Source organism: Variovorax sp. H27-G14, from assembly GCF_046156345.1.
Lineage (GTDB): Bacteria > Pseudomonadota > Gammaproteobacteria > Burkholderiales > Burkholderiaceae_C > Variovorax.
The window spans coordinates 529,095-549,408 of record NZ_JAYLVN010000004.1 but is presented as its reverse complement, the minus strand read 5'-3'; the positions used below and the strand labels follow the sequence as shown (position 1 = coordinate 549,408).

The 20,314-nt window shown below is 65.1% G+C and carries 23 protein-coding genes; 6 read left to right on the top strand and 17 right to left on the bottom strand.

The genetic code is table 11. The features are described 5' to 3' along the window. Nucleotides 1-187: 187 nt before the first annotated feature. The 10 genes from rpsJ to VLK31_RS15080 all read right to left on the bottom strand — a co-directional run bounded on the left by rpsJ (nucleotide 188) and on the right by VLK31_RS15080 (nucleotide 9,188). A complete protein-coding gene (rpsJ, locus tag VLK31_RS15125) occupies nucleotides 188-502 on the bottom strand; it encodes a 30S ribosomal protein S10 (protein ID WP_007838118.1) in 315 nt (104 codons plus the stop codon). A 21-nt stretch (nucleotides 503-523) separates the two neighbouring features. Continuing rightward, entirely contained in the window at nucleotides 524-1,717 is a 1,194-nt protein-coding gene (gene tuf, locus VLK31_RS15120; protein WP_409169217.1) for an elongation factor Tu, read from the bottom strand. Between the two features lie 141 nt (nucleotides 1,718-1,858). Further along, nucleotides 1,859-3,958, bottom strand: coding sequence for an elongation factor G (gene fusA, locus VLK31_RS15115; RefSeq protein ID WP_409169216.1), 2,100 nt, complete (start codon nucleotides 3,956-3,958; stop codon nucleotides 1,859-1,861). Nucleotides 3,959-4,054: 96 nt separating this feature from the next. Continuing rightward, a complete protein-coding gene (gene rpsG / locus VLK31_RS15110; RefSeq protein ID WP_409169215.1) occupies nucleotides 4,055-4,528 on the bottom strand; it encodes a 30S ribosomal protein S7 in 474 nt (157 codons plus the stop codon). A gap of 146 nt (nucleotides 4,529-4,674) precedes the next feature. Beyond that, the gene (rpsL, locus tag VLK31_RS15105) at nucleotides 4,675-5,052 is read right to left on the bottom strand and encodes a 30S ribosomal protein S12 (RefSeq protein ID WP_013543948.1); all 378 of its coding nucleotides are present in this window, start codon (nucleotides 5,050-5,052) and stop codon (nucleotides 4,675-4,677) included. A 194-nt stretch (nucleotides 5,053-5,246) separates the two neighbouring features. Further along, on the bottom strand, nucleotides 5,247-6,416 hold the full coding sequence (locus VLK31_RS15100; protein WP_409169214.1) for a D-alanyl-D-alanine carboxypeptidase family protein: 1,170 nt from the start codon (nucleotides 6,414-6,416) through the stop codon (nucleotides 5,247-5,249). 40 nt (nucleotides 6,417-6,456) lie between these two features. Further along, nucleotides 6,457-7,095 carry an alpha/beta hydrolase gene (locus tag VLK31_RS15095; protein WP_409169213.1) on the bottom strand — a complete coding sequence of 213 codons (639 nt, stop codon included), beginning with the start codon at nucleotides 7,093-7,095 and terminating at the stop codon, nucleotides 6,457-6,459. 45 nt (nucleotides 7,096-7,140) lie between these two features. Next, nucleotides 7,141-7,494: a (2Fe-2S) ferredoxin domain-containing protein gene (locus VLK31_RS15090; RefSeq protein WP_409169212.1), complete on the bottom strand. Its 354-nt coding sequence runs from the start codon at nucleotides 7,492-7,494 to the stop codon at nucleotides 7,141-7,143. Nucleotides 7,495-7,591: 97 nt separating this feature from the next. Then, nucleotides 7,592-8,740: a VanZ family protein gene (locus tag VLK31_RS15085; protein WP_409169211.1), complete on the bottom strand. Its 1,149-nt coding sequence runs from the start codon at nucleotides 8,738-8,740 to the stop codon at nucleotides 7,592-7,594. A gap of 19 nt (nucleotides 8,741-8,759) precedes the next feature. Then, complete coding sequence (locus VLK31_RS15080) at nucleotides 8,760-9,188, bottom strand: CopD family protein (RefSeq protein ID WP_409169210.1); 429 nt, start codon at nucleotides 9,186-9,188, stop codon at nucleotides 8,760-8,762. Here VLK31_RS15080 and VLK31_RS15075 point away from each other — a divergent pair. From VLK31_RS15075 to VLK31_RS15065, 3 genes are all read left to right on the top strand, one after another. Continuing rightward, complete coding sequence (locus VLK31_RS15075) at nucleotides 9,175-9,435, top strand: hypothetical protein (RefSeq protein WP_409169209.1); 261 nt, start codon at nucleotides 9,175-9,177, stop codon at nucleotides 9,433-9,435. The two genes, VLK31_RS15080 and VLK31_RS15075, sit on opposite strands and share 14 nt — an antisense overlap. A 94-nt stretch (nucleotides 9,436-9,529) precedes the next feature. Beyond that, nucleotides 9,530-10,543, top strand: a complete 1,014-nt coding sequence (hemB, locus tag VLK31_RS15070; RefSeq protein ID WP_409169208.1) for a porphobilinogen synthase — start codon at nucleotides 9,530-9,532, stop codon at nucleotides 10,541-10,543. A gap of 19 nt (nucleotides 10,544-10,562) precedes the next feature. Then, complete coding sequence (locus tag VLK31_RS15065; RefSeq protein ID WP_409169207.1) at nucleotides 10,563-11,732, top strand: magnesium transporter CorA family protein; 1,170 nt, start codon at nucleotides 10,563-10,565, stop codon at nucleotides 11,730-11,732. Nucleotides 11,733-11,824: 92 nt separating this feature from the next. Here the strand turns inward: VLK31_RS15065 and VLK31_RS15060 are convergent, their stop codons facing one another. Both VLK31_RS15060 and VLK31_RS15055 read right to left on the bottom strand, forming a co-directional pair. Next, on the bottom strand, nucleotides 11,825-12,193 hold the full coding sequence (locus VLK31_RS15060; protein WP_409169206.1) for a DUF4148 domain-containing protein: 369 nt from the start codon (nucleotides 12,191-12,193) through the stop codon (nucleotides 11,825-11,827). A 222-nt stretch (nucleotides 12,194-12,415) separates the two neighbouring features. Further along, entirely contained in the window at nucleotides 12,416-12,754 is a 339-nt protein-coding gene (locus VLK31_RS15055; RefSeq protein WP_409169205.1) for an alpha/beta hydrolase, read from the bottom strand. A 133-nt stretch (nucleotides 12,755-12,887) separates the two neighbouring features. On the opposite strand from VLK31_RS15055, the gene VLK31_RS15050 reads away from it, so the two are divergent. Then, nucleotides 12,888-13,802: a LysR substrate-binding domain-containing protein gene (locus VLK31_RS15050; RefSeq protein ID WP_409169204.1), complete on the top strand. Its 915-nt coding sequence runs from the start codon at nucleotides 12,888-12,890 to the stop codon at nucleotides 13,800-13,802. A gap of 49 nt (nucleotides 13,803-13,851) precedes the next feature. Here VLK31_RS15050 and VLK31_RS15045 read toward each other — a convergent pair whose 3' ends face one another. Together VLK31_RS15045 and VLK31_RS15040 are read right to left on the bottom strand one after the other, a co-directional pair. After that, the gene (locus tag VLK31_RS15045) at nucleotides 13,852-14,535 is read right to left on the bottom strand and encodes a dienelactone hydrolase family protein (protein ID WP_409169203.1); all 684 of its coding nucleotides are present in this window, start codon (nucleotides 14,533-14,535) and stop codon (nucleotides 13,852-13,854) included. Between the two features lie 75 nt (nucleotides 14,536-14,610). Continuing rightward, on the bottom strand, nucleotides 14,611-15,261 hold the full coding sequence (locus VLK31_RS15040) for a 2-hydroxychromene-2-carboxylate isomerase (RefSeq protein ID WP_409169201.1): 651 nt from the start codon (nucleotides 15,259-15,261) through the stop codon (nucleotides 14,611-14,613). 46 nt (nucleotides 15,262-15,307) lie between these two features. Between VLK31_RS15040 and VLK31_RS15035 the strand changes: the two genes are divergently transcribed. Beyond that, a complete protein-coding gene (locus VLK31_RS15035; RefSeq protein ID WP_409169200.1) occupies nucleotides 15,308-16,054 on the top strand; it encodes an SDR family oxidoreductase in 747 nt (248 codons plus the stop codon). A 3-nt stretch (nucleotides 16,055-16,057) separates the two neighbouring features. After that, on the top strand, nucleotides 16,058-16,711 hold the full coding sequence (locus tag VLK31_RS15030) for a MarC family protein (protein WP_409169199.1): 654 nt from the start codon (nucleotides 16,058-16,060) through the stop codon (nucleotides 16,709-16,711). Nucleotides 16,712-16,762: 51 nt separating this feature from the next. Here the strand turns inward: VLK31_RS15030 and VLK31_RS15025 are convergent, their stop codons facing one another. The 3 genes from VLK31_RS15025 to VLK31_RS15015 are packed head-to-tail and all read right to left on the bottom strand — an operon-like array spanning nucleotide 16,763 to nucleotide 20,311. Continuing rightward, nucleotides 16,763-17,239 carry an EVE domain-containing protein gene (locus VLK31_RS15025; RefSeq protein WP_409169198.1) on the bottom strand — a complete coding sequence of 159 codons (477 nt, stop codon included), beginning with the start codon at nucleotides 17,237-17,239 and terminating at the stop codon, nucleotides 16,763-16,765. Between the two features lie 8 nt (nucleotides 17,240-17,247). Continuing rightward, nucleotides 17,248-18,411: an ABC transporter substrate-binding protein gene (locus VLK31_RS15020; protein WP_409169197.1), complete on the bottom strand. Its 1,164-nt coding sequence runs from the start codon at nucleotides 18,409-18,411 to the stop codon at nucleotides 17,248-17,250. 43 nt (nucleotides 18,412-18,454) lie between these two features. Further along, nucleotides 18,455-20,311 (bottom strand): AMP-dependent synthetase/ligase, encoded by a 1,857-nt coding sequence (locus VLK31_RS15015; protein WP_409169196.1) that lies wholly within the window; start codon nucleotides 20,309-20,311, stop codon nucleotides 18,455-18,457. Nucleotides 20,312-20,314 lie beyond the last annotated feature (3 nt).

The following is a 20,314-nucleotide window of genomic DNA, read 5'->3' as shown; positions in this document are numbered from 1 at the left end:
CAATGCACGCCACCAAGCCCGACGCAAAGGAGAACTTCTGTCTCATAACTTGTGCTGCCCTCTTTTCAGCCCCGGCCAATGCACCAAAGAATGCCGGTGCGCGAGGATGCCACAGCCCTGCACCAAAAGACAAAGCCCGCCTGCATTTCTGCAGGCGGGCTTTGTCGGAACACGACGCTGGGTCGGATTACTGCAGCTTGATCTCGACGTCGACGCCGGCCGGCAGGTCGAGCTTCATCAGCGCGTCCACGGTCTTGTCGGTCGGGTCCACGATGTCCATCAGGCGCTGGTGCGTGCGAATTTCCAGCTGGTCGCGCGAGGTCTTGTTGACGTGCGGCGAACGCAGGATGTCGAAACGCTTCATGCGGGTCGGCAGGGGCACGGGGCCCTTGACGATCGCGCCGGTGCGCTTGGCGGTGTCCACGATTTCAGCGGCCGATTGGTCGATCAGCTTGTAATCGAATGCCTTCAGGCGGATGCGGATTTTTTGCTTGGTAGCCATGGTGTTTCCTTTGCGTGCGACTTAGATGTCGAGGATCTTGGCCACAACGCCCGAACCCACGGTACGGCCGCCTTCACGGATGGCGAAGCGCAGGCCTTCTTCCATCGCGATCGGGTTGATCAGCTTCACGGTGATGCTGACGTTGTCGCCAGGCATGACCATTTCCTTGTCGGCGGGCAGCTCGATCGCGCCGGTCACGTCCGTCGTGCGGAAGTAGAACTGCGGACGGTAGTTGTTGAAGAACGGCGTGTGACGGCCGCCTTCGTCCTTCGACAGGACATACACCTCGGCGGTGAAGTGCACGTGCGGCTTGATCGAGCCGGGCTTGCACAGCACTTGGCCGCGTTCGACTTCTTCGCGCTTCGTGCCGCGCAGCAGCACGCCAACGTTGTCGCCAGCTTGACCTTGGTCCAGCAGCTTGCGGAACATTTCCACGCCGGTGCAGATGGTCTTGACCGTCGGGCGAATGCCCACGATTTCGATTTCTTCGCCGACCTTGATCACGCCACGCTCGACGGCGCCGGTCACAACGGTGCCGCGACCCGAGATCGAGAACACGTCTTCCACGGGCATCAGGAACGTGCCGTCCACGGCGCGCTCGGGCGTCGGGATATACGTGTCCAGCGCTTCAGCCAGCTTCATGATGGCTTCTTCGCCCAGCTTGCCCTTGTCGCCTTCGAGGGCGAGCTTGGCCGAGCCGTGAATGATCGGGGTGTCGTCGCCTGGGAAGTCGTACTTGTCCAGCAGCTCGCGCACTTCCATTTCAACGAGTTCGAGCAGCTCGGCGTCGTCGACCATGTCGCACTTGTTCAGGAAAACGATGATGTAACCCACACCCACCTGGCGAGCCAGCAGGATGTGTTCACGGGTCTGGGGCATCGGGCCGTCAGCGGCCGAGCACACCAGAATGGCGCCGTCCATTTGAGCGGCGCCCGTGATCATGTTCTTCACATAGTCGGCGTGACCGGGGCAGTCGACGTGTGCGTAGTGGCGGTTGGCCGTTTCGTACTCGACGTGCGCGGTGTTGATCGTGATGCCGCGGGCCTTTTCTTCAGGCGCTGCGTCGATCTGGTCGTACGCCTTCGCTTCGCCGCCGAACTTGGCCGACAGAACGGTTGCGATTGCAGCCGTCAGCGTGGTCTTGCCGTGGTCGACGTGACCGATCGTGCCCACGTTGACGTGCGGCTTGGTGCGGGTGAATTTACCTTTTGCCATTTTTCAATCCTTGAAAGAGCATGTCCCGTGTATTGGTTTTATGTCTGCACCCGATTGCTGGGTCGCCTCGCACGGGAACGCGGCGGCACCGGATCGCAGACAAAGAGGGCCGCGCACTGCGCGGCCCGCATTCTTGAAAACTTACTTGGCGCGAGCAGCCACGATGGCTTCGGCAACGTTACGGGGAGCTTCAGCGTAGTGCTTGAACTCCATCGTGTACGTGGCGCGGCCTTGCGACATCGAGCGCAGCGTGGTCGAGTAGCCGAACATTTCCGACAGCGGCACTTCGGCCTTGATGGTCTTGCCGCCACCGATCATGTCTTCCATGCCCTGGACCATGCCGCGGCGTGAGGACAGGTCGCCCATCACGTTGCCGGCGTAGTCTTCAGGCGTTTCGACTTCCACGGCCATCATCGGCTCCAGGATCACGGGGCTGGCCTTGCGGGCGCCTTCCTTGAAACCGAAGATCGCGGCCATCTTGAACGCCATTTCGTTCGAGTCCACGTCGTGGTACGAGCCGAAGTGCAGCGTGACCTTGACGTCGACGACGGGGTAGCCCGCCAGCACGCCTTGCGTCAGCGCTTCGATCACGCCCTTTTCCACCGCGGGGATGTATTCGCGAGGAACCACACCGCCCTTGATGGCGTCGACGAACTCGAAGCCCTTGCCAGCTTCCTGCGGCTCGAGCTTCAGGATCACGTGACCGTACTGGCCCTTGCCGCCCGACTGGCGAACGAACTTGCCTTCGGCATCTTCGACCGTCTTGCGGATGGTTTCGCGGTAGGCCACTTGCGGCTTGCCGACGTTGGCTTCCACGCCGAACTCGCGACGCATGCGGTCCACGATGATTTCGAGGTGGAGCTCGCCCATGCCGGCGATGATGGTCTGGCCCGATTCTTCGTCGGTCTTGACGCGGAACGAGGGATCTTCCTGAGCGAGACGCTGCAGGGCGATGCCCATCTTTTCCTGGTCGACCTTGGTCTTGGGCTCGACGGCCTGCGAGATCACCGACTCCGGGAACACCATGCGCTCAAGGGTCAGGATGGCAGCGGGATCGCACAGGGTTTCGCCCGTGGTCACTTCCTTCAGGCCGATACAGGCAGCGATGTCGCCGGCGCGAATTTCGCTCACTTCGACGCGGTTGTTCGCGTGCATCTGCACGATCCGGCCGATGCGCTCTTTCTTGCCGCGAATCGGGTTGTAGACGCTGTCGCCCTTGGTCAGCACGCCGGAATAGACGCGAACGAAGGTCAGCTGGCCGACGAACGGGTCGGTCATGAGCTTGAATGCGAGCGCGGAGAACTTCTCGTTGTCGTCGGCCTTGCGGGTCGTCGGCACTTCGTCTTCGTCCATGCCCTTGACCGGCGGAATGTCGGTGGGTGCGGGCATGTATTCGACGACGGCGTCGAGCATGGCCTGCACGCCCTTGTTCTTGAAGGCAGAGCCGCACAGCATCGGCTGGATTTCGCCGGCGATGGTGCGTTGGCGGATCGCAGCCTTGATTTCGGCTTCGGTCAGCTCGTTGCCTTCGAGGTACTTGTTCATGAGCTCTTCGCTCGCTTCGGCAGCGGCTTCGACGAGCTTTTCACGGTACTCGGCGCACACCTCGGCCAGGTTGGCCGGGATTTCGCCGTACTTGAAGGTCACGCCCTTGTCTTCGTCCCAGATGATGGCTTTCATCTTCACGAGGTCGACGATGCCCTGGAAGTGCTCTTCGGCACCGATCGGGATCTGGATGACTACAGGGTTGGCCTTCAGGCGGTCCACCATCATCTGGCGCACGCGCAGGAAGTCGGCGCCGGTGCGGTCCATCTTGTTGACGAACGCGAGGCGCGGAACCTTGTACTTGTTGGCCTGGCGCCAGACGGTTTCCGACTGGGGCTGCACGCCGCCAACGGCGTCGTACACCATGACAGCGCCGTCCAGCACGCGCATCGAGCGCTCGACTTCAATGGTGAAGTCCACGTGGCCGGGGGTGTCGATGATGTTGATGCGGTGTTCGTCGAACGTGCCCGCCATGCCCTTCCAGAAGCAGGTGGTGGCAGCCGACGTGATCGTGATGCCGCGCTCTTGCTCTTGCTCCATCCAGTCCATCGTGGCGGCGCCGTCGTGCACTTCACCGATCTTGTGGTTCACACCGGTGTAGAACAGGATACGTTCGGTCGTCGTGGTCTTGCCAGCGTCGATGTGCGCGGAGATGCCGATGTTGCGGTAGCGCTCGATGGGGGTCTTGCGGGACATGATTTACTTTCGATTTGAAATGCGTTGAGCGCTGGGCCCCGAGCACGGGCACAACGCCCGAAACTCGACACCCAACGCCCAAGCGAAGTTTGATTTTTAGAAGCGGAAGTGGCTGAAGGCCCGATTGGCTTCTGCCATGCGGTGCACTTCATCGCGCTTCTTCATGGCACCGCCACGGCCTTCCGTGGCTTCCATCAGTTCGTTGGCCAGACGCAGGGCCATCGACTTTTCGCCGCGCTTGCGGGCAGCTTCCTTGATCCAGCGCATCGACAGCGCCAGACGGCGCACGGGGCGCACTTCGACCGGAACCTGATAGTTCGCACCGCCCACGCGGCGCGACTTCACTTCGACCATCGGCTTCACGTTGTTGATGGCAACGGTGAAAGCTTCGAGGGCGTCCTTGTCGGGGTTCTTCTTTTCGATGAACTCGAGTGCACCGTAGATGATGCGCTCGGCAACAGCCTTCTTGCCGCCTTCCATGATCACGTTCATGAACTTCGACAGCTCGACATTGCCGTACTTCGGATCCGGCAGGATTTCACGTTTGGGGACTTCGCGACGACGTGGCATTTTTTAACCTCTTTGCTTCAGTTGGTACCGTTTCAGATACCGCGAGAGCCAGTTGGAGCTCTCACTTACTCGACCCGACATTGGGTCACTTCGTTCGATGTGCCAGCCAAGGCAACCGAACACCGCTTGTTTTTCGACAGGAAGGCTTAAGCCTTCTTGGGGCGCTTCGCGCCGTACTTGGAACGCGACTGCTTGCGGTCTTTCACGCCTTGCAAGTCGAGCGAACCGCGCACGATGTGGTAACGCACACCGGGCAAGTCCTTGACACGACCGCCACGAACCAGCACCACGCTGTGTTCCTGCAGGTTGTGGCCTTCGCCGCCGATGTAGGAGATGACTTCGAAGCCATTGGTCAGACGGACCTTGGCAACTTTACGAAGCGCCGAGTTGGGCTTCTTTGGCGTCGTGGTGTAGACGCGGGTGCAGACACCGCGACGTTGCGGCGAGTTCTGCATGGCAGGGCTCTTCGAATTGATCTTTTCGACCGTTCGACCCTGACGCACCAGTTGATTGATGGTTGGCATGAATGAATAAGTCCCAAAACAGCCCGGCTCTGGCTATTAACCGCTCCTGTCGTGACGCAGGAACAACCGGGAGATGACGAAAACGTGAAACCCTTCGGAAATTTCCGAAAAGCCCACGAGTATAGCAAACGAGCCTGAAACAGCAAGCGCCCGCCGCGGAAAAGACCCGCCAGCGCCCTTCCGGGCGCTGCGGCTTACTTGATCCAGAGTCGCACGGCGTCCCAGGCGCGGCCGAAGACACCGGCCTGCTCGACCGGTTCCAGGGCCACCAGCGGCACGTCGGCCACGGGCTGGTCGTCCAGCGTGACCTTGAGCGAGCCGACCGCCTGGTACTTGGTGAACGGCGCCACCAGCGGGTCGGGGCGCGACACCTGCGTCTTGATCTTGCTGGCGCTGCCCGCCGGCACGGCAACCACGATGGCTTCCGGGCGGCCCAGCTTCAAGGTGTTGACCTGGCCCTTCCAGACCGCCGGCGTGGCGACCGGCTGGCCGCCGTCGAACAGGCGCACGGCATCGTAGGCGGTGTAGCCCCAGTTCAGCAGCTTCTGCGATTCGTTGGCGCGCACCGTCTCGCCGGTGGCACCCAGCACCACCGACAGCAGGCGGCGCCCGCCGGTCAGGTTGGGAAAGTCGCGCTTGGCGGTGGCGACCATGCCGTAGCCGGCCGCCTCGGTGTGGCCGGTCTTCAGGCCGTCGACGGTCGGGTCGCGAAACAGCAGCAGGTTGCGGTTGGTGTCGTTGGTCGACGGCGTGCCCGGGTAGCGGTACTTCTTGATGGCGTAGTACTTGGCTTCCTCGGGGAAGTCGCGCACCAGGCGGGTCGCCAGGATGCTCAGGTCGCGCGCCGTGGTGGTGTGGCCGGGCGTCGCAAGGCCTTCGGGGTTCTTGTAGGTGGTGTTCTTCATGCCCAGCACCTTGGCCTGGGCGTTCATCATCTCGACGAAGTGCTCCACCGTGCCGCCCACGCCTTCGGCCAGCGCCACCGTGGCGTCATTGCCCGACTGCACGATCAGGCCCTTGATCAGGTCTTCCACCGGCACCTGCATCTTGGGGTCGATGAACATGCGCGAGCCGGGCATCTTCGAGGCGCGCGGGCTGACCGGCATCGTCTGCGCCAGCGTGATCTTCTTCGCCCGCAGCGCGTCGAACACGACATAGGCCGACATCAGCTTGGTCAGCGAGGCCGGCTCGAACGGGCTGTCGATGTCCTTCTGCGCCAGGATCTGGTTGGCGGTCACGTCCATCAGCAGGTAGCTGCGCGCGGCAATCTCGGGCGGCGCCGGCACCTGGGCGGCGGCAATCAGGCTGACGGAAGCAATGGCGGCAAAAACCAGCGCACGGAACGCGCCAAGAAAACGAATCATGGGGAGGTTGGAAAGAGACGAAAACAAGCCTGCGAGGCTGTCAGGCCATGCCCGCGCGCAGATGGCGGACAACGAGACTTTTGAGCAGCGGCAATTGTCCGTGAAAGAAATGGCCACCCCCGGGAATGACTGTGACGGGAAGTGACTGCGGGCGTGCCCAGTCCATCACGGCGGAGAGCGCCACCGTGTCGTCGGTTTCCCCGTGCACCACCAGCGCGCGCTCGTGCGCCTCCGCCGGCAGCGGGGCCACGGTGTTGCGCGCCGCGGCCGTGCCGACCAGCACGATCTGCTGCAGGTCGCGCTCGCTCCAGAGCCTCTGGGCCGCGCCGCTTGCCACGAAGGCGCCGAAGGAAAAGCCGGCAATGGCCAAGGGACCCTCGGGCGCCAGTTGGCCGACGACGTTCAGCATGTCTTCCAGCTCGCCGCGCCCTTCGTCGTGCACGCCTTCGCTGGCACCCACACCACGAAAGTTGAATCGCACCGTGGTCCAGCCGCAGGCCACGAAGGCCCGCGCCAGGGTCTGCACGACCTTGTTGTCCATGGTGCCGGCGAACAGCGGGTGCGGATGGGCAATCACCGCCACGCCGCGCGGGGTGGCTGCGTCGGCGGGCTGGTCGCGCTGCACCTCGATCGCGCCGGCGGCGCCCTGGAGGCTGAGTTTTTCTGTCTGGGAATTCATGGGTACGGCCTGGGCACGGTACGAGAGAGGGGTCGGCTGAAAAGTTCAGCGGCCGACATCGGCCGGCAGCACGAGGCGCTCGACGATCTGGCCGTTCTTCAGGTGCGACTCGACGATTTCGTCGATGTCCTCGTTGTCGACAAAGGTGTACCAGACGGCCTCGGGGTACACCACCGCCACCGGCCCGCCCGCGCAGCGGTCGAGGCAGCCGGCCTTGTTGACGCGCACGTTGCCGGGCCCGGACAGGCCCTCTTCTTTCACCTTCGCCTTGCAGCGGTCGAAGCCCTCCTGCGCGTTGTGCAAGGCACAGGAGTCCTCGCCGTTCTTGCGCTCGTTGAGGCAGAAGAAGATGTGGCGGCCGTAGTAGCCGGACGGTGCGGCGGGAGTGGGGCTGGACATCGGGCAATTTTAGTGACCGCACCCCGAGGCGGCGCTCGCCATGACCCTAAGGGCGACGCACGCAGTTACGCCGTTACGCCGTTACGCCGTTACGTCGTTACGTCGTTGCGGCAGCGTCCGGCCGGTTGCGGCGCGACAGCGCGGCCACCACATAGGCCAGCACCCCGAACGGCCACAGCCATCCCAGCCACTGGGCCAGCCCATGAAAGCGGATGAAGCGCCCCTGCTCCCAGGTGGCCAGGGTCTGCGCAAAGTAGGCGCTTTCGGGCGCCTGGTTGAGCAGGCTCAGCTGCAGCACGAGCCCCACCAGCAGCAAGGCCGCGCACAAACGGCGCGGCGCAAACAGCAGCAGCACGCCCGCAAACAACGCTGCCGCAAGGCCCACCTGCACCGGCAGGTCGAGCCAGGCCCATGCGTGGTCGGGGCCGAAGCTCAGCGCCGCCGACAGCGCCGAAGCCCCGAGTCCGCCCAGCAGGATCAGCGGCAACAGCACGGCGCGCTGCACCACAGAGCGCGCCACCAGATACCCCAGCAGGCACGGCACCAGCGCGCCCAGCAACACGCACAGAAGCTCGACTGCCGGCACCAGCGGCTCCAGCTCGAACTGGCGCATGGGCAGCCAGTCGATGAAGGGCGTGTCGAGCAACCATTCCGAAATGGCGCCCTCGAGCCGCTCGAACACCTGCCCCAGCCCGAAGGTGACAGCTGCCGGGAACAGCAATGCGAACGGCCAGAGCGCCAACAGCACCAGGCCACCGCGCGCGTCCTCCACGAACCACTGGGAGCGCGCCCGGCTCCAGTGCGCGACCGCCCCCAGGCGCTCGAGCCCCGCCGCCAGCATCGCGCCCACGATGGCGCCCATGGTGTTCAGCCCCAAGTCCACATTGGAAGGAATGCGCGCGGGGAGGTAGCTCTGCAGGGTCTCCATCGCGAAGGCGATGGCCGCTCCCGCCACGGTGGCGCGCAGCACCGCGCCCCCCACGCCGGCGCCGGGGCGCGTGCGCAGCACCACCAGCGCGCAGAGAAAGCCGAAGGGCACGTAGCCCACGACGTTGACGGCGAAGTCGAAGCCCGTCCAGTACTTGGGCCAGGGCGCCGACAGGTAGGCCCAGGGCGCGATGCCCTGGTCGCGCCAGTCCGCGAACGGGTACAGGCTGGCATAGACGATCAGCGCCGCATAGGCCAGCGCCAACGGGAGCGCGGCGGATTTGTGCGGTCGCTCCACATTGTCCACCCTGTCCTGCATACCCGCCTTCCCGCCGGCCTCAGAACGGCTTCACAACCACCAGGATCACGATCAGCAGCAGCAGCACCACCGGCAGTTCGTTGAACCAGCGGTACCAGCGGTCGCTGCGACGGTTCTGGCCCGCCACAAAGCGGCGCAGCAGCATGCCGCAGCCATGGTGGTAGCCAATGGCCACCAGCACCAGCGCCAGCTTGGCATGCATCCATCCGTTGCCCGGGCCACGCCCGATGCCATAGCCCAGCCAGAGCCACAGGCCGAAGCCGATGGCGGGAACCGCCAGCAGGGTGGTGAACCTCAAGAGCTTGCGTGCCATCAGCAGCAGCCGCTCGCGCTCGGCCACCGACTCGGGCGGCACCATGGCCAGGTTGACGAAGATCCGGGGCAGATAGAACAGCCCGGCGAACCAGCTGGCGATGAAGACGATGTGAAGAGATTTGACCCAGAGCATGCGGGGCAGTTTAGTGGCGCACCTTGCGCCACACCCCGCTTTGCCCCTTCGCGCCGAAACTGCGGGCAAAAAAAAGCCCGACGTCTGCACGTCGGGCTGGGAAGCCCTTTTGCTGTCACACATCAAGGCACCCGCTCAGGGAGGAAAAGCGGGGAGCGGCAAGCCGCCCGATTCAGAATTTAACAAAGACGAAACAAGGTTTCAAGCGCATGAAGCACTTTCTTTGACATTTGGAGCAAAAAAATGAGAACCTTGGTTCTACGATTTTCCGTAGTTGTCAGACATCTGGACGCGTGCAACAAAGTAACGCCAAAACTTGCTTCAGGCACAATTTTGGACATATGACGTCTTCCACCTCCCCCCTGGCCATGTTTCCCGCCGGGCGGCCGCGGCGCCTGCGCCGCGACACGTTCACCCGCAACCTGGTGCGAGAGCACGCGCTCACTGCACACGACCTGATCTACCCGGTGTTCGTGCAAGAGGGCGAGAAGCGCCGCGATGCCATCGCCTCGATGCCCGGCGTCGACCGCCTGAGCCTCGACCTGCTGCTGCCCGTGGCCGAGCAGTGCGTGGAAGCCGGCATTCCGGTGATGGCTTTGTTCCCCGTGATCGACGCCAGCCTGAAAACACCCAATGGCGACGAAGCCTGCAACCCCGACGGGCTCATCCCGCGCGTGGTGGCCGCGCTGAAGGCGCGCTTTCCCGACCTGGGCGTGATGACCGACGTTGCGCTCGACCCCTACACCAGCCACGGCCAGGACGGCCTGCTCGACGAGACCGGCTACATCCTGAACGACGTGACGGTCGACATGCTGGTGAAGCAGGCGCTCACCCAGTCGCAGGCCGGCGTGGACATCGTGGCGCCCAGCGACATGATGGACGGGCGCATCGGCGCCATCCGCCAGGCGCTGGAAGCCCGCGGCGACATTCACACGCGCATCATGGCCTACAGCGCCAAGTACGCGAGCGCCTTCTACGGCCCCTTCCGCGACGCCGTCGGCTCGGCCGCCAGGCTCGGCAAGAGCAACAAGAAGGTCTACCAGATGGACCCCGGCAACAGCGACGAGGCCCTGCGCGAAGTGGCGATCGACATCGCCGAGGGCGCCGACATGGTGATGGTGAAGCCCGGCATGCCCTACCTGGACATCGTGCGCCGCGTGAAGGACGAGTTCCATGTGCCGACCTTCGCTTATCAGGTGAGCGGCGAATACGCCATGCTCAAGGCCGCCGCCCAGAACGGCTGGCTCGACCACGACGCCGTGGTGCTCGAAAGCCTGCTGGCCTTCAAGCGCGCCGGCGCCGACGGCGTGCTGACGTACTTCGCGCTCGATGCCGTGCGCCTGCTGAAGCGCTGACAGCGCGCAGGCACCGGGCATGCGCATCTTTGAAATCGGCCGTTCGCAGGTCAGCGGACACGCCACGCTGGCACCCCTGACCGTGCCGGGCGCGTGCGGCGCCGGCGTCTACCTGTGGATCTCGCTCACGCGCGAGGAATTCGGGGGCGCGCTGGCCGAGGTGCAGCAGATCCTGCAGACGCTGTGCCTCACGCAACTGGTCGACCTGCACGTGGCCGACCTGCTCAACGACCAGTTGCCATCGCACTACGACTACACCTCGCAGTACGACGTGCTGGTGTTCCGCCGCCTGGCGAACGGCCAGGGGCAAAGTGCGCAAGGTCCGACCGTGGGCCAACCTCAGCCCCAGCCCCAGCCGGCCGCCGGCACGCCGCCGCCCCGCGGCGGCCCGCCCGTGCTGCGCCGCGTCGACACCCGCCCGGTCGGGTTCGCCGTGTTCGACCGCGTGCTGCTGTCGGTGCACCCGGAAGACGGCGCCGTGCGCGACGGCTTTGCGGCACGGCTGCTCGCGGCCGGCTCGCCCGACGACCGCGGCGCCCCGGCGCTGGACGCACGCGCCACCTCGACGCGCCTGCCGGCAAGCCCGTCGGACCTGATGCTGCGTGTCATCAACCAGATCGTCGACGGCTACCTCGACCTGCGGCGCGAGCTCACCAAGCAGCTCGACCACTGGCAGACCGAACTGATCGATCCGCGCAGCCGCTTCACCAACTGGGGCGCGCTCATGCAGGCCCGGCAGTCGCTGCACCACCTGGACGAAATCTGCGAAGACCAGCGCGCCGCCATGCAGGACTGGATCGATTCGCTCGAAACCTTGCCCGCGCCCAAGGGCGAAACCGACCAGCGCGAGCGCGAACTCATCCTGATCCGCAGCCGCGACGTGCTGGAGCACATCGAGCGCGTGGTGCACCATGTGCACCGGCTGGAGCAGAACGCAGAGACCGCCGTGCAGATGCACTTCAGCGTGCAGGGCCACCGCGCCAACGACATCATGCGGGTGCTGACGGTGCTCACCGCCGTGTTCCTGCCGCTGAACCTGATTGCCGGCATCTTCGGTATGAACTTCGAGTTCATTCCGCTGGTGCACAAGGCCGACGGCTTCTGGATCGCGATGACGTCGATGCTGGTCATTGCGCTGCTGCTGGTATTGATCTTCTGGCGCAAGCGCTATCTCGCCCGGACACGATAAAACACTGACGCACCGGCGCCGCGCGCCAACGAAAAAGGGCCACGCAAAAGCGTGGCCCTTTTTCAATTCAACAGCCCCGAAGGGCGGCCGTCTTACTTGGTGGTAGCGCCCGTGCCTTGCTGGGCTTGAACGCGAACGTCCATCGGGTGGGGCATGTTCGAGACCACCTTGCTGTTCACGCGCGAGCCGCCGGTCACGTTCTGGTTGGGAGCGTAGGCGGTGCGAACGGCTTCGGCTTCGACCAGGGCGCGGTCCTTGGACACGGCAACGGTTTCAGCACCGCGCGAGCCGCGGGTCACGTTCTGGTTGGGGGCCGATGCGGCGCGCACGGCTTCTGCGTTCACGTCGTCACGGCTCTTGGTCGACACGGCGGTGTTCACGCCTTGGTACGTTTCTGCTTGGGCGCCGGTGGCGGCCAGGAGGGTCAGGGCGGCAGCGGCGAGGATGTGCGAGGTCTTCATTGTCAGTTCTCCAGATATGTTCGGTCGGATGTTGCGTCCACCAGGCTTGCTGGTTCGCTTGCCTGTGCGACGAGTTTCCGGGCGAATGGATGTGTCAAAACACCTCGATCAGAGACACCGTGTTTCCTCTATTGAAACAATCACGTCATGAAGGCATGCAAGCGATAAAAAGCCGGGCCCGGTTCGCACCGGCCCGGCCTGCTGGCTGGCGCTGACTTCGCCTCAGGGCCGCGCGGGCTGGAACTGCGGCGGCACTTCGCTGTTGACGAAGGCGCGGCGGTCCAGGTTCTGGTTCGGCGCATGGGCCGCGGCCACCGCCTCGGCGCGAATGGCGGCCCGGTCGCGGGCACTGGGCCGTGAGGTGAGCGGCTGCGCCACCACGTCGCCATACACGTTGCCACCGCGCGCCGCGGCGCCGGCGCCGGCCGCCACGTCGGCGCGGTCGGTCTGGGCCTTCAACGGCTGCACGGGCGCGAAGCCCTGGGGCTGGGCCTGGGCCTGGGCGAACGAGGCGCCCGACAGCAGGAGAGCAGCGGCAACAAGAATGTTCGAAGTCTTCATTTCAGTTCTTTCCAACGACCCAGCCTGGCTGGCGGCATCGGCGTGTAACCGAAGTGTCGCCCAAGCCAGTCAGGAAAAACCCGGGAGAATCGAACCATCGCGTTACCCAAACGGAAACAATGGGCCCACTCTCATGGACAGTCTCGACCTGATCAGAACCTTCCGGGAAGTTGCCTCGCACGGCAGCTTTTCCCAGGCAGCCAAAAAGCTGGACATGTCGAAGGCCACCGTCAGCAAGTATGTGGCCGAGCTGGAAACCCGCTTCGGCGTGCGCCTTCTCAACCGCTCCACGCGCTCGGTGAGTCTCACCGACGCCGGCCAGCTGCTGCTGGAACGCAGCACGCCCATGCTCGAAATGATCGAGCTCACCCAGTCGGAGCTGCAGGACCGCGCCAGCCAGCCCGGCGGGCGGCTGCGCATCTCGGCGCCGCACGGCATGGGCAGCGGCGAGTTTCCGAACCTGCTGGCCGACTTCATGCGCTATTACCCCGACGTGACGATCAGCCTGCAGCTGACCAACCGCACCGTCGACCTGGCCGAGGAAGGCATCGACGTCGAACTGCGCAGCGGCCCCGTGGAAGACGCCAACCTGATCGTGCGCAAGCTGCGCCTCATGAACATGGTGGTCTGCGCCTCCCCCGTCTACTGGAAGAAGCACGGCAAGCCCGAGCATCCGCGCGACCTGTCCACCCACGAGGCGCTGACCTTCTCGCTGCTGGGCCAGCAGCCGGTCTGGCGCTTCGACGACAACGGCACGCCGCTCGACGTGCCGGTGAAAAGCCGCATGGACTGCACCGAAGGCGCACCGCTGATCCGCGTGGCCATGCACGGCTTCGGCGTGATCTACCTGCCGTCGATCCTGGTGCAGACACACCTCGACCATGGCGAGCTGGTGCCCGTGCTGCAGGACTACGCGCGCAAGGACATGTGGCTGTCGGCCGCCTACCTGCAGCGGCGCCACAACAGCGCCGCGCTGCGCGCCCTGCTCGACTTTCTGCAGACCCGCGTGGGGCCCGGCAGCACGGCGCGCAAGCCGAGCCACGCCTGAAATGAAAAACCCGGCAGCGCCGGGTTTTTCAATGGCGCGGCAAAAAAACTCAGCCGACGTGCTTGGCGAAGAACGCCAGCGTGCGCTCGCGTGCCAGCTTGGCCGCGTCGGCGTCGTACGAGCCGCGCTGGTCGCAGTTGAAGCCGTGGCCCACCGGGTACACGTGCACTTCCACTTCCGGGTGCGCCTTCTTGAAGCTCTCGATGGTGTCCAGCGGAATCCAGTGGTCCTGGTTGCCGAAGTGCGCAAGCACCGGCACCTTGGGTTCACGTGCGGTTTCTTCCGGCGAGGTCATGCCGCCGCCGTAGTACGGCGCGGCGGCCGCCAGGCCCGGCAGCAGTGCGGCGGCGCGCCACACCAGCAGGCCGCCCCAGCAGTAGCCGACGATGCCGACCTTGCCGGCCTTGGCCGCGTAGGCAATGGCCGCCTCGATGTCCTGCAGCACGCCGGGCGCGGGCAGCGCCTCGACCGCCGTCTTCAGGCCAAAGCCGTTCTTCATGTCGTCGTCCGTGTAGCCCAGCTCCACGCCCGGCTTCACGCGCTGAAAGGTGGCGGGCGCCACGGCCAGATAGCCGTCGGCCGCATAGCCGTCGGCCACCGAGCGGATGTGCGAGTTCACGCCGAAGATTTCCTGCACCACCACCACCGCGCCGCGCGGCTTGCCCGCGGGCTCGGCCACGTAGGCGGGGAAGGTGAAGCCATCCTTGGCGGTGAGATCGATGAATTGACCCATGTTGTGTTGCTCCTTGATGGCAGATGAATGAATGACTGACTGAATGCGGATATACCGAAATCCCGGCAAGGGAAATCAGGTCTGCAGCGCCCGCTCGACAAAGTCGAGACGGTCCTGCCCCCAGAAAATTTCGCCGCCGACCACGTAGCTTGGTGCGCCGAACACCTGAATGTCGATGGCCTCCTGTGTGTAGGCCTCGTAGCGCTCCTGCACCGCCTGGCTTTGCGACTGCTCCGCGCGCTTGGCCGGCAGGCCGGTTTCGACGGCCAGCGCCTCGAGCACGTTCGGGTCGCCGATGTTGCGCTCCTGCGCCCACACCGCCGCGAAGATCGACGCGCACATGCGCATCGCGGCCTCGGTGCCGTCGTGCAGGTCGACCGCAATGATCAGTCGCGCCGCGTCGTCGCCGGCCACCGGAAAGAACTTCGGCTTGACGTGCAGCGGCAGGCCGAGGTGGCGCGAGCTGCGCGCCAGGTCGACCAGCCGGTAGGCCTGGCGCTGCGGCGCGCGCTTGCCCAGAGGCAAGCCGCCGGACACGGGGAACACACTGCCCAGGTCGATGGGCCGCACGCGCACCGAGGCGCCCGCGGACGCGGCAATCGCCGCAAAGCGGGAATGCCCCAGATAGGTCCATGGGCTCTGTGGCGCAAAGTAATAGTCGATGGAGTCGATGGAGTCGATGGTCTTGTCAGTGCTCACGCGCGTGCCCCCGATGATGTAATCCAAGCCGACGGTTTTAACTGACACGCAGTTTCTCTGCAGGAGGTAGGTTTTGGACCAAGTGCTCTTGATCACGGGCGGCGGGCGCGGCATTGGCGCCGCCACCGCCCTGTTGGCCGCCCAACGCGGCTACGCGGTGGCCGTCAACTACGCCAGCAATTCGCTGGCCGCCGACGAGGTGGTGCGCGCCATTCGCGCGGGCGGCGGCACCGCCATGGCCGTGCAGGCCGACGTGGGCGACGAGGCCCAGGTGGTGGCCATGTTCGAGAAGGTCGACGCCAAGCTCGGGCGCCTCACCGCGCTGGTCAACAACGCCGGCATCGTCGACGTGACGGCGCGCGTCGACGCCATGAGCGCGGCCCGGCTGGAGCGCATGTTCCGCGTGAACGTGATCGGCAGCTTCCTGTGCGCCCGCGAGGCCGTGCGCCGCATGAGCACCCGGCACGGCGGCGCGGGCGGCGCCATCGTCAACGTGTCGAGTGCCGCGTCGCGGCTGGGCTCGCCGGGCCAGTACATCGACTACGCCGCCAGCAAGGGCGCCATCGACACCTTCACCGTCGGGCTGGCCAAGGAAGTGGCGCACGAGGGCATCCGCGTGAACGCGGTGCGCCCCGGCGTGATCGACACCGAGATCCATGCGTCCGGCGGCCTGCCCGACCGCGCCGCCGCGCTCGGCCCGCAAATTCCGATGCAGCGCGCCGGCACCGCCGACGAGATCGCGGGCGCCATCCTGTGGCTGCTCTCGGCCGAGGCGAGCTACACCACCATGGCCTTGCTGGACGTTGCCGGAGGGCGCTGAGCGATGAGCACTTCGATGGACCTCATCAAGCCGCTGGTCACGCTGGTGGCCATCGTCAACCCGCTGGCCATCGTGCCTTTCTTCATTCACTACACGCAGGGCTACAGCGACGCGCAGCGCCGCCACACGGTGCGCATGTCGGCCTTCAGCGCCTTCGTGGTCATTGCCGTGAGCGCGCTGCTGGGCCTGCAGCTGCTGTCGTTCTTCGGCATTTCGATTGCCAGCTTTCAGGTGGGCGGTGGGCTGCTGCTGCTCATGAGCTCGCTGTCGATGCTCAACGCCAAGCCCGCGGAGAGCAAGACCAACGTCGAGGAGCTGCGCGCCACCGAGGTGAAGGCCTCGATGGGCGCGTCCATCGCGGTGGTGCCGCTCACCATTCCGCTGCTCACCGGGCCCGCCACCATTTCCACCGTGGTGATCTACGCCGAAAAGACGCAGCACCTGTGGGAGCTGGGGGTGCTGGTCGGCTACGGCGTGGTGGTGGCGCTGGCCACGGCGCTGGCCTTCTCGCTGGCACAGCCCATCGCGCGCGTGCTGGGCAAGACGGGCATCAACATCATGACGCGGCTGATGGGGCTGATCCTGGCGGCGCTGGCGGTCGAGGTGATGGCGGACGGGCTGGGCAAGCTGTTTCCGATTCTGGCCAGGGCGGCCTGAAACGCCTGAAGCACCTGAAGCACCTGAAGCACCTGAAGCAACGGGCGCAAGTCAGCCCAGCATCTTCTCGATGACCTTCCAGTGCGCGGGCTCCACCGGCGTGATCGACAACCGGTTGCCCTTGCGCAGCGCCACCAGCTCGGCCAGCTCGGGCCTGTCGCGCAACTCGGGCAGCGCCAGCAGCCGCGTCTTGCGCAGCGCCTGCACGTCGAGCAGCAGCCAGCGCGGATCGTCCGGCTTCGACTTGGCGTCGTAGTACGGCGACCTGGCATCGAACTGCGTCGGGTCGGGCTTCACGCCCGAGGCCACGCGCGCGATGCCGGCGATGCCCGGCTGCGGGCAGCTCGAGTGATAGAACAGCACGCCGTCGCCCACCTTCATGCCGTCGCGCATGAAGTTGCGCGCCTGGAAGTTGCGCACGCCGGTCCACGCCACCGTGGCGTCGGGCGCGGCGAGCGCATCATCGATCGAGACCTCGTCGGGCTCGGATTTCATCAACCAATAGCTGGCGGCAGTAGTCGTGGGCATGGTGCCCGTTATGGTGTCACATAGTCGGAGACCACCACCCACTTGCCGTCCTTGATCTGCGACAGGCGCGACTGGTCGTTGCCCAGCCGCTTGGTGGCGGTGTAGGTGCTCTTCGGGCTGCCGAACATGTCGGGCTCGAAGGTGATGCTGTCCATCGCCTTGATGAAGCTGTCGGTCGTCAGCGCCGGGCCGGCCTTGGTGGCGGCCTTGATGAACGAATCGATGATCACGTAGCCGTACACCGAGAACACGGTCGGGTCTTCGTTGAACTTGGTCTTGTACTTGTTGGCCCAGAAGCGCAGCGGCTGCGACTGCTCGTCGGTGTAGGGGTTTTGCACGGTCATGGTGGCGTACACGCCGTCCATGGCCTTGCCGCCCAGCTTGTGAATGAGGTCGGTGTAGGCCGCGCTGGAGCCGATGAAGGTCGGGTTGAAGCCGGTCTTGCGCGCCTCGCTCACCGTGCCGATGGTCTCGCGAATGATGGTGCCCAGCACCACCAGGTCGCAGTTGGCGGCCTTCATCTTCGCAACCTGCGAGCTGAAGTCGGTGGCGCCGCGCTTGAACGAGGTCTTCTCGGCCAGCTCCATGCCCGTGGCCTTCAGCCCGGCCTCGGCGCCGCGTTGCACCTCCAGGCCAAACTCGTCGTCCTGGTAGATGGTGCAGACCTTCTTGGCGCCCTTGTCCTTGATCATCTTGGGCAGGGCGATGCGAATCTGGTCGTAGTACGTGGCCGCGAACGAATACTTCAGCCGGTTCAGCGGCTCGTACATTTCGCGCGCCGCGGTAATGGGCATGTAGTTGATGATGTTCTTGTCGAACTGCACCGGCATGGCCGCCATGTTCTGCGCCGTGCCAATGTGGCCGGCCATGATGAAAATCTTTTCCTGGTTCACCAGCTTCTGCGCGGCCAGCACCGCCTTCTTGGGGTCGTAGCCCGAGTCCTCCACAAACAGCTTGAGCTTGCGCCCGTTCAACGTGCCCTGCTCGTTAAGCTCGTCCACGCGCAGCTGCATGCCGTTGCGCGCCTGCTTGCCGAAGCCCGCGAGCGGGCCCGACAGGTCCTGGATGGTGCCGATGCGGATCTCATCCTTGCTCACGCCCTGCTGCTGCGCGGACGCAAGCGTCGCGATCAGGCCCAGCACGGCCAGCGTCGTCAGTGTCTTGAGCTTCATGCGGTTGTCTCCTCGGGTTGGCGAAAAAAACGGGGCTGCAACGTCAGCTGTACATGGCGTCGATGCGCTCTGCGTACTTCGTTTGCACCAGCTTGCGCTTGAGCTTCATCGTGGGCGTGAGCTCTTCGTCCTCGGCGCTGAGCTGCGTCTCGAGCAAGAAGAACTTCTTGATCTGCTCGACCCGCGCAAACCTGGTGTTCACGCGTTCGATCTCGCCCTGTATCAGCGCCTGCACTTCCTTCGTGCGCGTCAGGCTCTCGTAGTTGCTGAACGGCACGTCGTTGTCCTGCGCGAACTTCTCGACGTTCTCCTGGTCGATCATGACGATCACCGTGAGGTAGGGCCGCTTGTCGCCAATGACCACGGCATCGGTGATGTAGAGGCTGAACTTGAGCTCGTTCTCCAGCTCGCTGGGCGTCACGTTCTTCCCCCCCGCCGTGATGATGATGTCTTTCATGCGGTCGGTGATGCGGAAATACCCGTCCTCGTCCATCACGCCCACGTCGCCGGTGTGCAGCCAGCCGTCGGCGTCGATGGTCTCTGCCGTTTTCTCGGGCAGGTTGAGGTAGCCCATGAACACGTTGGGGCCGCGCACCAGTATCTCGCTGGTGGCCGGGTCGATGCGCACCTCGTTGTAGCCCGTGGCCGGCCCGATGGAGCCCGGCTTGATGCGCGTGGCCGGCACCGCCGTGGACGCACCACACGACTCCGTCATGCCCCACACCTCCAGCATCGGCACGCCCAGCGCCAAGTACCACTTCACGAGCTCGGGCGAGATGGGCGCCGCGCCTGTCACCAGAAAGCGCGCGCGGTGAATGCCGATGAGCTTGCGCGCGTTGTCCAGCGCCAGCACCCGCGCCAGCCTGAACTTGAGCTTGAGCAGCGCACCGACCGGCTCGCCCGCCAGCACGCGGTTGGCGATGTCTTCGCCCACGCCAATGCTCCAGCTGTAGGCGGCCTGCTGCAGCGGGCTGGCCTCTTTCAGCGCGATCATCACGCCCGAATAGAACTTCTCCCACACCCGCGGCACGGCCGTGAAAACGGTCGGCGCAATCTCGCGCACGTTCTCCGGCACGGTCTCGGGGTTCTCGACGAAGTTGAGGATGGAGCCGGTGTACATCGCAAAGTACTCGCCGCCCATGCGCTCGGCGATGTGGCACAGCGGCAGAAAGCACATGCGCTCGTCGGTCTCGTCCTGCGCAATGAGCGAGTTGTAGCCGCGTGCGGTGTACACCAGCCCCGCATGGCTGTGCATCGCGCCCTTGGGCTTGCCGGTGGTGCCCGAGGTGTAGACCAGAATGGCCAGGTCTTGCGGGCGGCAGCCCGCCACGGTGCGCGCCACCGCCTCGGGGTCGGTGGCCAGGTGCGCGCGCCCCAGTGTGCGCAGCGCGTCCAGGCTCATCACCGCCGCGTCGTCCAGGTCGCGCAGGCCTTCCATGTCGAACACCACGATGCAGCGCAGCCCCGGCAGTCCGGCGCGCACCTCCAGCGCCTTGTCGAGCTGCTCGTCGTCTTCAACGAAGAGCACCGTGGTGCGCGAGTCTTCGCACAGGTAGTGCACCTGCGAGGCCGCGTCGGTCGGGTAGATGCCGTTGGACACCCCGCCACAGCTCAGCACGGCCAGGTCGGCCAGCACCCATTCGATGACCGTGTTCGACAGAATCGACGCGCACTCGCCCGGCACGAAGCCGATGGCATGCAGCCCCGCCGCAATCTCGCGCACGGCGTCGCCCGTCTGGCGCCAGCTCCAGGTGCGCCAGATGCCCAGCTCTTTCTGGCGCATCCAGGTGGCGTCGCCGCGCTGCTGCACCGCGTTCCAGAACATCGCGGAAAGCGTGTCGCCGGGCACGACCACGTCGAGCCGGGGGGCGAAGGTGTCGAGGTCCCAGAGTCCTTGCATGGC